This window comes from Streptomyces sp. Tu6071 (assembly GCF_000213055.1).
In the GTDB taxonomy this organism is placed as follows: Bacteria; Actinomycetota; Actinomycetes; order Streptomycetales; family Streptomycetaceae; genus Streptomyces; species Streptomyces evansiae.
Genome location: NZ_CM001165.1, coordinates 6,101,254 through 6,114,406, shown reverse-complemented (window position 1 = coordinate 6,114,406; position 13,153 = coordinate 6,101,254). Strand labels below are relative to the sequence as shown.

General features: G+C 75.7%; 18 protein-coding genes. 14 read left to right on the top strand and 4 right to left on the bottom strand.

From position 1 onward, the window contains the following. Window positions 1-53: 53 nt before the first annotated feature. The 3 genes from STTU_RS25865 (at window position 54) to ybaK (ending at window position 2,408) form a co-directional block, all read left to right on the top strand. Window positions 54-1,043: a hypothetical protein gene (locus STTU_RS25865; RefSeq protein WP_052862544.1), complete on the top strand. Its 990-nt coding sequence runs from the start codon at window positions 54-56 to the stop codon at window positions 1,041-1,043. Window positions 1,044-1,158: 115 nt separating this feature from the next. Then, window positions 1,159-1,899, top strand: coding sequence for an LON peptidase substrate-binding domain-containing protein (locus tag STTU_RS25860; RefSeq protein WP_009064331.1), 741 nt, complete (start codon window positions 1,159-1,161; stop codon window positions 1,897-1,899). 8 nt (window positions 1,900-1,907) lie between these two features. Next, window positions 1,908-2,408, top strand: coding sequence for a Cys-tRNA(Pro) deacylase (gene ybaK / locus STTU_RS25855; RefSeq protein WP_007828313.1), 501 nt, complete (start codon window positions 1,908-1,910; stop codon window positions 2,406-2,408). Between the two features lie 57 nt (window positions 2,409-2,465). Here the strand turns inward: ybaK and STTU_RS25850 are convergent, their stop codons facing one another. The 3 genes from STTU_RS25850 to STTU_RS25840 all read right to left on the bottom strand — a co-directional run bounded on the left by STTU_RS25850 (window position 2,466) and on the right by STTU_RS25840 (window position 5,275). Next, window positions 2,466-3,200 carry an ABC transporter permease gene (locus STTU_RS25850; RefSeq protein ID WP_420713565.1) on the bottom strand — a complete coding sequence of 245 codons (735 nt, stop codon included), beginning with the start codon at window positions 3,198-3,200 and terminating at the stop codon, window positions 2,466-2,468. A 91-nt stretch (window positions 3,201-3,291) separates the two neighbouring features. Beyond that, window positions 3,292-4,137: an ABC transporter permease gene (locus tag STTU_RS25845; RefSeq protein WP_007828310.1), complete on the bottom strand. Its 846-nt coding sequence runs from the start codon at window positions 4,135-4,137 to the stop codon at window positions 3,292-3,294. A 127-nt stretch (window positions 4,138-4,264) separates the two neighbouring features. Then, window positions 4,265-5,275, bottom strand: coding sequence for an ABC transporter ATP-binding protein (locus tag STTU_RS25840; protein WP_007828304.1), 1,011 nt, complete (start codon window positions 5,273-5,275; stop codon window positions 4,265-4,267). A gap of 161 nt (window positions 5,276-5,436) precedes the next feature. Here STTU_RS25840 and gvpO point away from each other — a divergent pair, with 161 nt between their 5' ends. The 10 genes from gvpO (at window position 5,437) to STTU_RS25790 (ending at window position 10,991) form a co-directional block, all read left to right on the top strand. Continuing rightward, window positions 5,437-5,979 carry a gas vesicle protein GvpO gene (gvpO, locus tag STTU_RS36265; RefSeq protein WP_007828303.1) on the top strand — a complete coding sequence of 181 codons (543 nt, stop codon included), beginning with the start codon at window positions 5,437-5,439 and terminating at the stop codon, window positions 5,977-5,979. A 61-nt stretch (window positions 5,980-6,040) separates the two neighbouring features. Beyond that, a complete protein-coding gene (gene gvpJ, locus STTU_RS25830) occupies window positions 6,041-6,496 on the top strand; it encodes a gas vesicle protein GvpJ (protein WP_007828302.1) in 456 nt (151 codons plus the stop codon). Next, window positions 6,493-7,230, top strand: coding sequence for a GvpL/GvpF family gas vesicle protein (locus tag STTU_RS25825; RefSeq protein WP_043256359.1), 738 nt, complete (start codon window positions 6,493-6,495; stop codon window positions 7,228-7,230). The genes gvpJ and STTU_RS25825 overlap by 4 nt, the downstream gene beginning before the upstream one ends. Before the next feature lies 1 nt (window position 7,231). After that, window positions 7,232-7,513: a gas vesicle protein GvpG gene (locus tag STTU_RS25820; protein WP_007828300.1), complete on the top strand. Its 282-nt coding sequence runs from the start codon at window positions 7,232-7,234 to the stop codon at window positions 7,511-7,513. After that, the gene (locus STTU_RS25815) at window positions 7,506-8,162 is read left to right on the top strand and encodes a hypothetical protein (protein WP_043256357.1); all 657 of its coding nucleotides are present in this window, start codon (window positions 7,506-7,508) and stop codon (window positions 8,160-8,162) included. The genes STTU_RS25820 and STTU_RS25815 overlap by 8 nt, the downstream gene beginning before the upstream one ends. A gap of 4 nt (window positions 8,163-8,166) precedes the next feature. Further along, window positions 8,167-9,276, top strand: coding sequence for an SRPBCC family protein (locus STTU_RS25810; RefSeq protein WP_007828290.1), 1,110 nt, complete (start codon window positions 8,167-8,169; stop codon window positions 9,274-9,276). After that, window positions 9,276-9,692, top strand: coding sequence for a gas vesicle protein (locus STTU_RS25805; protein ID WP_007828288.1), 417 nt, complete (start codon window positions 9,276-9,278; stop codon window positions 9,690-9,692). The genes STTU_RS25810 and STTU_RS25805 overlap by 1 nt, the downstream gene beginning before the upstream one ends. Further along, a complete protein-coding gene (locus tag STTU_RS25800; RefSeq protein ID WP_043256355.1) occupies window positions 9,689-10,462 on the top strand; it encodes a GvpL/GvpF family gas vesicle protein in 774 nt (257 codons plus the stop codon). The genes STTU_RS25805 and STTU_RS25800 overlap by 4 nt, the downstream gene beginning before the upstream one ends. Before the next feature lie 17 nt (window positions 10,463-10,479). Beyond that, window positions 10,480-10,689 carry a gas vesicle protein gene (locus STTU_RS25795; RefSeq protein WP_007828284.1) on the top strand — a complete coding sequence of 70 codons (210 nt, stop codon included), beginning with the start codon at window positions 10,480-10,482 and terminating at the stop codon, window positions 10,687-10,689. A 5-nt stretch (window positions 10,690-10,694) separates the two neighbouring features. Next, window positions 10,695-10,991 carry a gas vesicle protein K gene (locus STTU_RS25790; RefSeq protein WP_007828282.1) on the top strand — a complete coding sequence of 99 codons (297 nt, stop codon included), beginning with the start codon at window positions 10,695-10,697 and terminating at the stop codon, window positions 10,989-10,991. A gap of 298 nt (window positions 10,992-11,289) precedes the next feature. Here the strand turns inward: STTU_RS25790 and STTU_RS25785 are convergent, their stop codons facing one another. After that, entirely contained in the window at window positions 11,290-12,594 is a 1,305-nt protein-coding gene (locus tag STTU_RS25785; RefSeq protein ID WP_007828278.1) for an NYN domain-containing protein, read from the bottom strand. 297 nt (window positions 12,595-12,891) lie between these two features. Between STTU_RS25785 and STTU_RS35060 the strand changes: the two genes are divergently transcribed. Then, window positions 12,892-13,056, top strand: coding sequence for a hypothetical protein (locus STTU_RS35060; protein WP_009064362.1), 165 nt, complete (start codon window positions 12,892-12,894; stop codon window positions 13,054-13,056). The last annotated feature ends 97 nt before the right edge of the window (window positions 13,057-13,153 follow it).

Sequence of the window (13,153 nt, the reverse complement as noted above, 5' to 3'; positions counted from 1 at the left end):
CACCCCCCTACCTCTGGACGCGCTCCCACCTGCGGTTTTCAATGGTCCGCACCATGCGCCCCCTGCTCGCCCTGCGCCGCGCCGCCCGGATGGCCAGGCACACCGCCCCGCTCTCCGACGGGCTGCCCGCCGACGAGGAGCTGCTGCTCGACGCACCCGAGCCCTGGCTCGCGCCCGCGCTCGTCGCGGCGGGGGCGGGCGACCACGAGGCGGCGGCGAAGCTGCTCGCGACGACGCGGGAGCGCGGCCAGTGGGAGGTACGGGACCGCGCGGTGCGGCGGCTCGCCTCCTTCGCCGCGCGCCGCCCCGAGTGGTACGCGCACTGGACGGCGACGGCCCCGCACGACCCCGACCTGCTCCTCCTGCACGCGCAGCTCGCCGTCCAGGCCGCCTGGGAGTCGCCCGCGCGCGCCGAACTGCTGCGCGAGTCCGCGCCGCTCGTCGACGCGGCGGCCGGGGCGCAGCCCGAGGACCCGGTGCCGTGGCGGCTCGCGCTCGACGGGGCGCGCGGCACGGGCGCCGGGCACGACGTCTTCGCGGAGCTGTGGGAGCGGGCGCTGCGGCGCAGCCCGCACCACGACGGCTGCCACGTCTCGGCGCTGCTCTACCTCTCCGCCTCGTGGCACGGTTCGCACGGCGAGTGCTTCGACTTCGCCGAGCGCGCCGCCGAGGACGCGCTGCCCGGCTCGCTGAGCCAGGCGCTGCCGCTGCGCGCCGCGTACCTGTGGCTGCGCGCGGAAGGACCGGGCGAGGTCCCCGAGAGCCGCGTCCTCGCGGCGGCGGAGCGGGCGCAGGCGCTCTCGGCGCGCTTCGCCGCGGGCGATCCGTGGCCGGCCGAGGTGCGCAATCTGCTCGTGTACGTACTCGTGCGGCTGCGGTCCTGGGAGGCGGCGTTCCAGGAGGTGCGGCGGGTGGGGCCGCTCGTGACCTCGCTCCCCTGGGCGCGCCTCTCGGACGACCCGCTCGCGCAGTTCATGGACGTGCGGGACGGGGTGCGCATCGAGGTCGCGGCGGCGACTCCCCTGCGCGACACGGGCTCCTGACGGGGGCTCGGGGAACACGGCCCCGGGGTCCGGGGAGGGCGGTACGGGGGCGGCGCGGCGCGGAGTGCGCGAGGGCGCCGCGCGGGGGCGTCCCGGGCTATTAGGCTTGCCAGCCGTGACGACCGTCCGATTGCCTCTTTTCCCGCTGAACTCGGTGCTCTTCCCCGGGCTCGTGCTTCCCCTCAACATCTTCGAGGAGCGTTATCGCACCCTCGTCCGCGAACTGGAGGAGCTGCCGGAGGAGGAGCCGCGCCGCTTCGTGGTCGTGGCGATCAAGGACGGCCTGGAGGTCGCGCCGAGCCTGCCGGGGCTGCCCGGCGAGGACGCGAAGCCCGACACGAGGGCGGGGGCCGGTTTCGGGCCCGATCCGCGGCGGGCGTTCCACGAGGTCGGGTGCATCGCGGACGCGGCGAGCGTGCGGGAGCGGCCCGACGGCGGGTACGAGGTCCTGACGACCGGGACGACGCGGGTCAGGCTCGGCGCGGTGGACGACTCGGGCCCGTACCTGACGGTGGAGGCGGAGGAGCTGCCCGAGGAGCCGGGGGACGACCCGGAGGCGCTCGCCGAGGCGGTGCTGCGGGCGTTTCGCGCCTACCAGAAGCGGCTCGCGGGGGCGCGGGAGCGGACGCTCGCGGCGGGGACCGAGCTGCCGGACGAGCCGTCCGTCGTCTCCTACCTCGTGGCGGCGGCGACGATGCTCGACGTGCCGACGCGGCAGCGGCTGCTCCAGGCCCCGGACACGAGTTCGCGGCTGCGCGAGGAGGTGCGGCTGCTGCGCGCCGAGACGGCGCTCATCCGGCACCTGCCCTCGCTGCCCGCGATGGAGCTGACGCGCACGCCGACCAGCCTGAACTGAGGGACCCGATGGCGAAGAAGACGAAGAAGAGCCAGGCGGGCGGCACCCCCGCGACGGTCGCGCTCGCCCGGGCGGGCACGTCCTACGTGCTGCACGCCTACGCGCACGACCCGGCGCACCCCTCGTACGGCGAGGAGGCGGCCGAGGCGCTCGGCGTGACGCCGGACCGCGTCTTCAAGACGCTCGTGGCCGAGGTGGACGGCTCCCTGACGGTCGCGGTGGTCCCGGTCGCGGGCACGCTCGACCTCAAGGCCCTCGCGACGGCGGCGGGCGGCAAGCGCGCGGTGATGGCCGACCCGGCGGCGGCCGAGCGCACGACGGGCTACGTCCGGGGTGGCATCTCGCCGCTGGGCCAGCGCAGGCCCCTCCCCACGGTCATCGACGACTCCGCCGCGGCGCACGCCACGATCTGCGTCTCGGCGGGCCGCCGCGGTCTGGAGGTCGAACTCGCCCCGGAGGACCTGGCGACGCTGACGAAGGCGGTGCTGGCGCCGATCGGGCGGGGGTGACGCGGGCGGGGACGGCGTCCGTCAAAGGGCGGGGTTGACGCGGGCGGGGACGGTGTCTCAGCCCGCCGGGGGCGGCGCGTACGGGCTCGGGGCGCCGGGACCCCCCGTACCGTCCTGTCCCGCACGGCCCTCGGGCCCCGTGCCCCCGCTTCCGGTCGCGCCGCCCGTCGTGCCCGGGTCGGCCCAGCGCTTCGGTTCGCCGCCCGGCGTTGTCCGGGCGGGGACGCCGTCCAGGCCGTACGGCGAGGGGTCGCGGGGGCCGAAGGCGGCGGTCAGGAGGAGGTGGACGACGCAGGCGGCGAGGGGCCAGGCCAGGAGGGTGCCCTTGGCGGCGAGCTTCAGGGGGGCGTCGAAGGTGACGTTCTTGCCGACCTCCTTCGCGTGGGCCACGACGTCCTGCGTCGGCCCGAGCCACACGCCGAGCCGCCACGCGACGACTGAGCCGAGCAGGGCGCCCACCGCCATGCCCAGGACCAGCGCCGCGCCGCCCGCGCGGCGCCACAGGAAGACGGCCAGGCCCGTGAGAACGCCGAGCCCGAGGCCGATCAGGGCGAACGTGCCGTCCGCGCCGACCGGCTGCTCGCCCTCGCTGTCCTTGAGGTAGACGGCCTTGCCGTCCGCGACGAGCGGCACGCGCGGCGCGAGCCACAGCCACAGCGCCCCGAAGGCGAGCCCGAGCACGACGAGCCCGAGCGCGAGCAGGACGCCGTGCCGCACCGGCGCTCCCCCGCTCTCGGGGGGCTGCTGCGCGGGGGCGTACGGGGCCGGGGGCGGTGTCTGGGGAGCGCTCACCGGGCCATCGTGCCAAACGCGCGCGGGGACGGCCGTTCGAGGGGTGCCGTGCGGGGCACGCTGTGGACGGCCTGTGCGGCGCGGCGGGGGTTCAGCGGGGGCCCGCGACCGCCGCGCGCCGGTACGCCCACGTCGCCACCGCGAGCGAGACGACCCCGACCCCCGCGCAGACGCCGAGGTCGCCGAGGACCACGAGCCAGTCGGGGTGCGCCGTGAAGGTCCTCGCGAAGGCTTCGACGCCGTACGTCGAGGGGAGCAGGTCGCGGCACCACTGGATCGGCTCGGGCAGGTGGTCGGCGGGCAGGACGCCGAGGAGGAGCGCGGCGGACATGCCGAGCTGGCCGAGCAGCGTGGCGAGTTCGGGGCGCGGCGCGAGCAGCCCGAAGGCGGCGCCGAGCCCGGCGAGCGCGGCCCCGGCGAGCGGGACGACGGCGAGGAGGATCCACACGTGCGTGACGGGCAGCCCGAAGAGGCCGCAGCCGATGAGCGCGGTGACGAGCGTGCCCGGCGCGGTGAAGGAGGCGTACGCCCCGGCGGCGCCGAGGACGACGGCCGAGGGCGGCACCGGCAGGGTCGCGTAGTGGTCGAGCCCGCCGGTGGCGCGGAGCTGGCCGAAGTACTGCGCGAGGAGGTTGAGCGCGACGAAGGCGACGACGAGGACGGCGGACCCGGCGACGACCGCGCGGGCCTCGTCCCCGCCGTCGACGACCCCGCGCATGAGGATCATGATGCCGACGGACTGGAACGTCGCGACGAACAGCAGCGGGATACGGGCCACGCGGGCGCGCGAGAGCTGCGCGCGGTAGACGGCGCCGAGCGCGGGCAGCAGACGGGCGCGCGGCGCGAGCGGCGCGGGCTCGGTGGTGGGCCCGCTTCCGCGGCGGGGTCCTGGGGTGCGCACGGTGCCGGTGGCCGCCTCGATCGGGGCCGCGCTCATCGGCGGCCGTTCGCGTTGTCGACAGGGTCCACGAGATCCACCGGTACGGCTGTCACGGTCCGGGTGCTCCTGTTCGCTGGACTGTTGCTCGCCGGCCCGCGCCTCGCGGGCCTGTCGCCGTACCGGTTCACGCCTTGACCAGTCCCTTCGTGCTTCCGCCGAGGGAGAGGTAGACGTCTTCGAGGCTGGGGGTCGTGAGGGTGAAGTCGTCGAGGGCGAGGAAGGCGGCGCCCCCGGTCACGGCGGAGACGGCCGCGCGCGCCTCGTCGGGGGCGAGCCGCAGCGTCCAGCGTCGTCCGGACTCGGTCGCCGAGGCCCGCAGCGCCGCGACCTCGGGCACGTCGAGCGGCGCGCGCTCGCGCCACACGAGGTCGAGCCTGACCTCGTGGGCCACGCGGGACTTCAGCCCGGAGGGCGTGTCGCAGGCGATGATGCGGCCCGCTTCGAGCACGGCGACCCGGTCGAGCACGGTCTCCGCCTCGATGACGTTGTGGGTGACGAGCAGGACGGTGACCCCGTGTTCCTCGCGGCGCCGGTCGACGGCGGCCCACACGGCGCGGCGCGCGACGGGGTCCATGCCGGTCGTGGGCTCGTCGAGGACGAGGACGGAGCGGTCGCCGACGAGCGCGGCGGCGAAGCAGGCGAGGCGCCGCTGGCCGCCGGAGAGCTTCTTGAGCGGGCGGGCGGCGAGTGCGGTGAGGCCGAGTTCGTCGAGGATCGCCTCGCGGGCCGTACGCACCGCGGTGGCGTCCATGCCGCGCAGCCGGCCCGTCGTCTCGACGGCCAGGGAGACGGTCAGCTCGTCGAGCGCGGTCGACTCCTGCCCGAGGTAGGCGAGCAGGCGCGCGGCGCGCTCGGGGTGGCGCACGAGGTCGTGGCCGAGGAGGTGGATGGAGCCCGCGTCGGGGCGCATGAGCCCGGTGAGCTGCCGCACGAGCGTGGACTTGCCCGCCCCGTTGGGGCCGAGGAGGCCGAAGATCTCGCCGCGACGGACGTCGAGGTCGACACCGTCGGTGGCGCGCACGGCGGGGGCGGGGGGCTGGCCGCGCCGCCCGCGCAGGGCCGGATACGTCTTGGCCAGCTCACGCACCGCGCACACGACCTCGCCGTCGCGCGCCTGTGCCGTACCCGTGTTCACGACACCCGAGGCTACTGGGTCGGGGCCCGGACGCGGCGCCCGGGGCCCGCTCCGGTCCCGGCCCCGGCGTGTCGGACCGGACACACCGTCCGGAGGTGCGCGCGACCCGGATGGCGCCCTCCACCGCGCGCGCCCGCCCGGACATGACGGACCGTGGCCCCATGGCGGAAGCGCGCGGTACACGCAGAGCTACCCGGAGTGGTGGCACGAAGAGCACGGGAAGCTCCCGGCCGAAGACGGCCTCGGGCACGTCCCGGCCGAAGAGCACGGCGAAGAGCACGGCCAAGACGACGGCGAAGAGCCCCCCGAAGGGCACGGCGAAGAGCACGGCCGCGACCACGCGCCCCCGGAAGAGGGCGGCCGGGCGCACCGCCCGCCCGAAGGCGGCGGAGGAGTCCCGGGCTCCGCGCTCCGCCTCCGGCGAGACCTCTCAGCAGACCCCCGCCGCGGCCTCCCGGCTGCGCGAGATCGCCACCGACGCCGCCGAGGAACTGGCGGCGCTCATCGGCCACGAGGCCGAGGGCGTCTCGGCGGTGCGCCGGGGAGAGGCGGGGTGGCGGGTCGAGGTCGACGTGGTCGAGGTGCTCCGCATCCCGGACACGACGAGCCTGCTCGCCACGTACGAGATGACGCTCGACGAGGAGGGCCGCCTCGTCGAGTACCGCAGGCTCCGGCGCTTCCGCCGGGGCTGGGCCGACGGCTGAGCCGGACCGCCCGGGGCCACACCGGACGGGGGGCCACACCGACCTAGGAGCACGTCCTGCCATGACGATCCAGACCGAGTACGCCGATCCCGGCGCCGTCCTGTGCGCACCGCGCGCGGGCACCCTCTACGACGTCCTCGAACTCATCCTCGACCGCGGCATGGTCATCGACATCTTCGTGCGGGTGTCCCTCGTCGGCATCGAGATCCTGAAGATCGACGCCCGCGTCGTCGTCGCCTCCGTCGACACGTACCTGCGCTTCGCCGAGGCGTGCAACAGGGTCGACCTGTCGAACGACCCGTCCAGCCGCACGGTCCCCGAGCTGTTCGCCGGGGGCAAGGCGGGGCTGGCGGGCGTCGGGGCGAAGCGCGCCGTGCACTCGGTCGGCGACAAGGTCAGGGACACGCTCGGCATCGACGGCGGGGTCGAGGGGGCGGAGGACCGCGGGTACGAGCGCGAGCCCGCCCGCCGCCGCCCGGCAGGTGCCACACGCCGCCGCAGGGGTGAGGCCGCGTGAGCGCTCCCGGCCTGTACGTCTACGCCGTCGTCCCCGAGGACACGGACCCGGCCGGTCTCACCGGTGTCGGGAGCCCGGCACGGGAGCCGCGCGCGGTGTGCGCCGCGGGCCTCGCCGCGCTCGTGGGCCCGGCGCCCGCGCCGCTGCGCGCCAAGCGCCGCGAGCTCCTCGCCCACCAGGGGGTCCTCGACGCGCTCGCCGCGCGCGGCCCGGTCGTCCCGATGCGCTTCGGTGTCGTGGCGGCCGACGAGGAGGCGGTGCGCGCGGACCTGCGGCGCGGCGCCGAGCGGTACCGCGCCGCGCTGGAGCGCGTGACCGGGCGCGTCGAGGTCAACGTCAAGGGCACCGTCTCGGAGCAGGGCGTGCCCGCGCTCCTGCGCGCCGACGCGCGGCTGCGCGGCCTGCGCGAGGAGGCCCGGGCCCGGCCCGGGTACGAGGCGGAGGTGCGGCTCGGCCGCGCGGTCGCCGAGGGGCTCACCGGGCGGGCCCGCGAGGCGGCGGGCGCGGTGCGCGCGGCGCTGGAACCGCTCGCCGTGGAGTCCCGCGAGGGCCCCGTGGACGAGAGCACGGTGCTCAACGTCTCGTGGCTCGTGGACGCCGGGCGCCTCGCCGCCTTCCGGGCCGGGGCCGCGCGGCTCGCGGGCCCCTCGGCCCCGTACCTCGCGCTCGTCCTCACCGGACCGTTGCCCTGCTACAGCTTCGTCTCCGCGCCGCCCGTCCCGGTGAGTGCCTGACATGGGCCTCGTCAGCGGCGTCCTGCTGCTGCCGCTCGCGCCCGTGCGCGGCGTCGCCTGGGTCGCGGAGCAGATCGCCGACGAGGCGGAGCGCCGTCTGTACTCGCCCGCCGCCGTCCGTGCCCGCCTCGCCGCGCTCAACTCCGCCTTCGAGGCGGGCGAGCTCGACGAGGCCGCGTTCGAGGCCGAGGAGGACCACCTGCTCGGCCTGCTGGAAACCCGTACCCCCCTGCTGTCCCCCACGACCCCGTCCCCCACGACTTTGGGAATGCCCGATGGATGACTCGGACAAGCTCGTACTCGGTACCGCCCTCGTCGGCGGCTATCTGCTCGGGCGCACCCGCAAGGCACGGCTCGCTCTCGTGGTCGCCTCCTGCCTCGCCGGCAAGCGCCTCAACCTGACCCCGCAGGACCTCCTCACCGCGGCCGTGCGCAAGCTCCGCGAGACCCCGCAGTTCGCCGAACTGAGCGACCAGATGCGCGAGGAACTGCTCGCCGCCGGGCGCACGGCGGCCGACCGTCGCCTCAGCGCGCTCGCCGACACCCTCGCCGCCCGTACCGCCTCCCTCCTGGAGCCCCCGCAGGAGGACACCGGGGAAGAGGAGGAGCCGGAGGAGGGCGGGGAGGAACCCCGGGACGAGGAGGAGCCCGAGGAGGCGGAGGAGGCCGAGGAGGAGCCCGCGCCCCGCCGTCCCTCCCGCCACCGCCGTCCCGCCAAGAAGGCGGCGGCGAAGAAGACCCCGGCGAAGAAGACGGCGGCCAAGCGGCCCCCCGCGAACAACCCGGGTGCGCGGAAGGCCGCCGCGCTCAGGGGCAAGCCGACCTCCCGCAAGGAGGGCGCCGCGAAGAAGGCTCCCGCCAAGAAGGCGGCGAAGCGCACGACGAAGAGCACCGCGAAGCGTTCGGCTTCCCGCGGCGGACGAGGAAGGTAAGGCAATGGCTGCGCAGCAATCGGGCCTCGACCGTCTGATGGAAGAGATCAACGGCTATCTCGCCGCCCACGGCGGCAAACTGGCCGACAAGGCGGGCGATTCCCTCACCGGGCTGGTCGAGAAGATCGGCGACGGCGGAGGCGGCGGCGGTCTCGGCAGCATGGCCGGGATCGGCGGCAGGCTCCTCAAGGGCGAGAGCCCGCTCAAGGCGATCGCCGGGCAGAAGGCGAAGGACCTCACGGGCGGCGTGACCGAGAAGGCGAAGAGCCTCTTCGGCGGCGGGGGCGGGGACGACGGCGGGAGCGGGGGCGGCGGGGGCGGAGGTGGCGGGGGCGAGAACGTGAAGACGACGAACATCATCGAGACCGTCGACATCGGCAAGCCCGTCCGCACGGTCTACGACCACTGGACGCAGCTCGCCGACTTCCCCGGCTTCACGAAGGGCGTCAAGGGCGTCAACCAGGAGGACGACGTCACGACGCAGTGGCAGATGAAGATCGGCCCCTCGGCCCGCAGCTGGAAGGCCACGACGCAGGAGCAGGTCCCCGACGAGCGGATCGTGTGGACCTCCGAGGGCGCCAACGCCTCCACGACGGGCTGCATCAGCTTCCACGAGCTGACCCCGGACCTCACCCGCGTCGTGGTCGTCGTCGAGTACGAGGCATCCGGCTTCTTCGAGAAGACCGCCAACCTCTGGCGCGCGCAGGGCCGCAGGCTCCGCCTCGACCTCAAGCACTTCGCCCGTCACGTCACCCTCTACGAGGACGACGAGATCGAGGGCTGGCGCGGCGAGATCCGCGACGGCGAGGTCGTCCGCAGCCACGAGGAGGGCCTGGAGGACGACGAGAACGCCGAGAACGAGGAGAACGGCGAGGAGGGCGAGTACGAGGAGAACGGCGAGGAGGGCGAGTACGAGGACGAGGAGGGCTACGAGGGCGAGGAGGAGCCCGAGGGGGAGGAAGAGCCCGAGGAGGAGTCCGAGGAAGAGCCTTACGAGGGCGAGGAGGGCGAGGAGGAGCCCGAGGAAGGTGAGGAGGGCGAGGAGGAGCCCGAGGAGGAGGAAGAGCCCGAGGAGCGTCCGCGTCGCCGTCGCAGGTCCCGGAGCGCGGCCTGATGACCGTCGACCTGACCACCACCCCCGTCGGCCCGCCCTCGCACGCCGCCCAGCCCGCGAACCTCGCGGACATCCTGGAGCGCGTGCTCGACAAGGGTGTCGTCATCGCGGGCGACATCAAGATCGACCTGCTCGACATCGAGCTGCTCACGATCCGGCTGCGGCTCTTCGTCTCCTCCGTGGACACCGCGCGCAAGGCGGGCATCGACTGGTGGGAGACCGATCCCGCCCTGTCCTCGCGCGCCGCCCGCGAGGAACTCCGCGAGGAGAACAGGGAACTGCGCGAACGCCTCGCCGCGCTGGAACGCGGCGCGGTGCCGGAGTCCGAGGCCGCCGAAGGGCGCGGGGACGGCGGCGGGCGCGCGGGCGCCGCCCGCCGTTCCGGCGCCCCCGGGCGCGAGAGGGAGACGGCATGACGGACGCGGCGACGGCCGTCTGCGTCTTCGCGGTGCGGCGCGGGCGCGGGCCCGCGCTCCCCGCGGGGCTGACCGGCCACAGCGACGGCGGCGAGGTCCGGCTCATGGCGGCCGGCGATCTGTGGGCCGTCGTGCAGGAGGTGCCCGCCGCCGGTTACGACGACGCGGCGCTCCGCGCGCGGTGCGCCGATCCGGCCGAGCTGGAGCGGCTCGCCCGTACCCACCACGCGGTCGTCTCGGCGGCTGCCGCCGAGTGGCGGGCCGTGCCGCTGCCGCTCGCGACGCTCTACCACGACGAGCACGGGGCGCGTACGGGGCTGCTCGCGCACGCGGACCGCTTCGACACCGTGCTGCGGCGCGTGGCGGAGCACGCCGAGTGGGCCGTCAAGGTGCACCGCGAGGCGCCCGCCGCGTCCCCCGCGCCGCCGCCGTCCGGGCGGCCGCGCGGGGGGCGCGACTACCTGGACCGGGTACGGGCCAGGCAGCGCGCCCAGGAGTCGGGGCACGAGACGGCGCTGCGGCTCGCGGACCAGGTCGACAACGCGGCGCGCGAGGTGGCCGCCGAAGGGGTGCGGCGGCCCCCGCACGGCACGGAGGTGACGGGCGAGAGGCGCTCACAGGTGCTGAACGGGGCCTACCTCGTGCCGCTCGCGAAGGCGACCGCCTTCACGGAGCGGATCGCCCGCGAGCGGGAGGCGCTCCCCGCCGGGTGCACGCTGGAACTCGCGGGGCCCTGGGTCCCGTACTCCTTCACCGGGGAGCCGGCGTGAGCGCGGCCGGGGCGCCCGTGGCGTGGAGCGGGCCCGACAGCGGGGCGCCGCTCGGGGTGCCGCTCGTGGACCTGCTCGACCGCGTGCTCGGGGCGGGGGTCGTGGTGAGCGGGGACCTCGTGCTCGCCATCGCGGAGGTACCGCTCGTACGGATCTCCCTGCACGCGCTGCTCGCCTCGGTGAGCGAGTCCGTACCCGCCCCCTGGAACGACGGAGGCCCCCTGTGACGAGCATGATCCCCGGAACGGGGAAGCCCCCCGCGACGCTCGATCTCGACCCGGCGGCGGTGGGCCGCGACCTCGCCGCGCTCGTCCTGACGGTCGTCGAGCTGCTGCGGCAGCTCATGGAACGCCAGGCGGTGCGGCGCTTCGACGCGGGAGACCTCACGGGCGAGCAGGAGGAGGCGGTCGGCACGGCGCTGATGCTGCTGGACGAGCGCATGACGGACCTGTGCGCACGCCACGGCCTGCGCCGCGAGGACCTGAACCTGGACCTGGGCCCGCTGGGGACGCTGCTGCCGACGACGTGAGGCCGCGGGGCCCGGCGGACCGGTCGGGCCCGGCCGGGCGGGAACGGCTCCCCCGCTCCCGCCTTCACGGTTTCCGCGTGCGTTGTACCGCCTGCCGCGCTCCCGCCTCCCGCCTCCCGCCTTCCGGCTTCCGCGCGCGAAGTACCGCCTGCCGCGCGCCCCGCCTCCCCCGCTCCCGCCTGCGCCGTACGGCCCGCCCCGCTCCCCCCTCCGCCACTTCCGCCTGCGCCGTCCCCGCCGCCCGGCTTCCGCGTGCGCCGACCGCCCTCCCCCGCTCCCGCCTCCCCCGGAGGGAAGATCACCGCCCCGTCGTCGCCCCCGCCTCCACGCCCGTCTCGCGCCAGAAGCCCGCCCTGATCGCGTAGCGGTCGTTCTCGTCGATCTGGTCGTCCTTGTGCGCGAGGAGGCCGAAGCGGGCCGCGTAGCGCAGGAGTTCGCCGTCGATGCGGTGCGGGATGCGGGGGTAGAGGGGCGCGAGGCGCTCGCGGGCCGGGGGGTTCGGCGGGACGCGGGCGAGCCAGCGGCGGGCGAAGACCTGGCCGACCTCGAAGGGGTCGCCGCCGACCGTCGTGATGTCCTCCTCGCGGTCCGCCCACCGCTGTTCGGCGGTGGTGAGCTGGGCGAGCGTGGGGAGCGCGGCGGCCTCGGCCGGTTCGCCGCCGGGCCGCTCGACCCAGCCCTTGTCGGAGGACCAGCGCAGCGTCGCGTTCGGCGCCGGCTGCCGCTCCGGCGCGGGGGTCTTGAGGGCCGCGAGGTCCTTCGGCGTGGGGACGACCCTGCCTCCGGCCCGCTCCCCCGCCTGCCCGTCCACGTCGGACCCGGCGCCGCCCCCGGGACCGGTCCCCGCCTCGGCACCGGCCCGCTCCCCCGGCCGGCCGTCGGAGGCCGCGTCCACGCCGCCCCCGGCGCCCGCGTCCGTCCCCGCGCTCGGCTCGGGGACGCGCGGCGCCGGGGGCGCTCCGTCGCCGTCGGGGAGCGGTGCCGAGAAGATCGCCGTGATCTCGGGGCTGCGCGGCCCGTTCGGCAGCGCGCAGGGCCCGGGGGCCTCCTTGGCGCGGATCGCGCCCGTGATCCACTGCCGGTCCAGGACCCGTCGCTCGTCGGCCTCGGCGACGAGGTCCTCCGACTGGTTGTAGTCGCCGTCCGCCGCCTGAACGGCCCACAGGTGCACGGCGACCCCGTGCTCCTTGGCGGAGACGAGGCCGGGCAGGAGGTCGCCGTCGCCCGTCACGAGGACGACGTCGGAGCAGGCGCGATTGCGGGCCAGCTCCGTGAGTTCGGCGTGCATCGCCGCGTCGACGCCCTTCTGCGCCCACCGCCCGTCACTGCGCGTCAGGGCACCGAGCCGCACGGTGACGCGCGGCCGGACCCGCAGCCTGCGGTGCTCGGGCTGCGGTACGCGGTCGGGCGCGCCGTCGAACCAGTAGATGCGGAGCAGGGGTTGGCCCGTCTCCTCCTCGGCCCGCTCGCGCAGCCGCTGGATGAGCGCGGCGTGATCGACGGTGATCCGGGAACGCGAGGGATCACCGGCCAGCAGACTGGCGGCGGCACCGAGGAGATACCCGGCATCCACCAGGACAACGCAGCGGTCCACGCGTTCCACCCTCTTCCCTCGCGACCCGGGGCCCGCTTCCGTCCGCGGTGACGGAAGGCGGTTTCGCTCCGGCTTCGCTTCGAGTCTGCCCGACCGTACGAGGGTTAACGGTCCGAACTCGATCATCGGCGTGCCGTTTCCCCGCCCGCCCTGTCGCCACCGTCCGTTACCGGCCATGTCAAGGTGCAGGCACGCCCCTTCCCTGCGGTCATTACGCACGGTAATTGTCCGAAATGCGTTCTTTGTCCGAGCGTGTGAGAGTGAGCGCGTACCTGGCCCCCAGACCTTCCCAGGAGGAAGATTCACATGGCCAAGAACAAGAACCGCAAGCAGAGCGCTCAGAACCGCTCCTCCGCCGAGGCGGCGGGCGCGCAGGCCAAGGAGACGTCCACCGAGGCGCACCAGGCGTCCCAGGCGACGCCGGGGGACATGGCCCGCAAGGGCCGCGAGCGGCGCTTCGGCCACAACTGACCCCCGGGGGCCGGGTCACGGCCAAGGCCCGTACGTCTCCCGGTGTCCCGCACCCCCGGGACGTACGAGGAGGGGCGCCACCGTCGCACGACAGTGG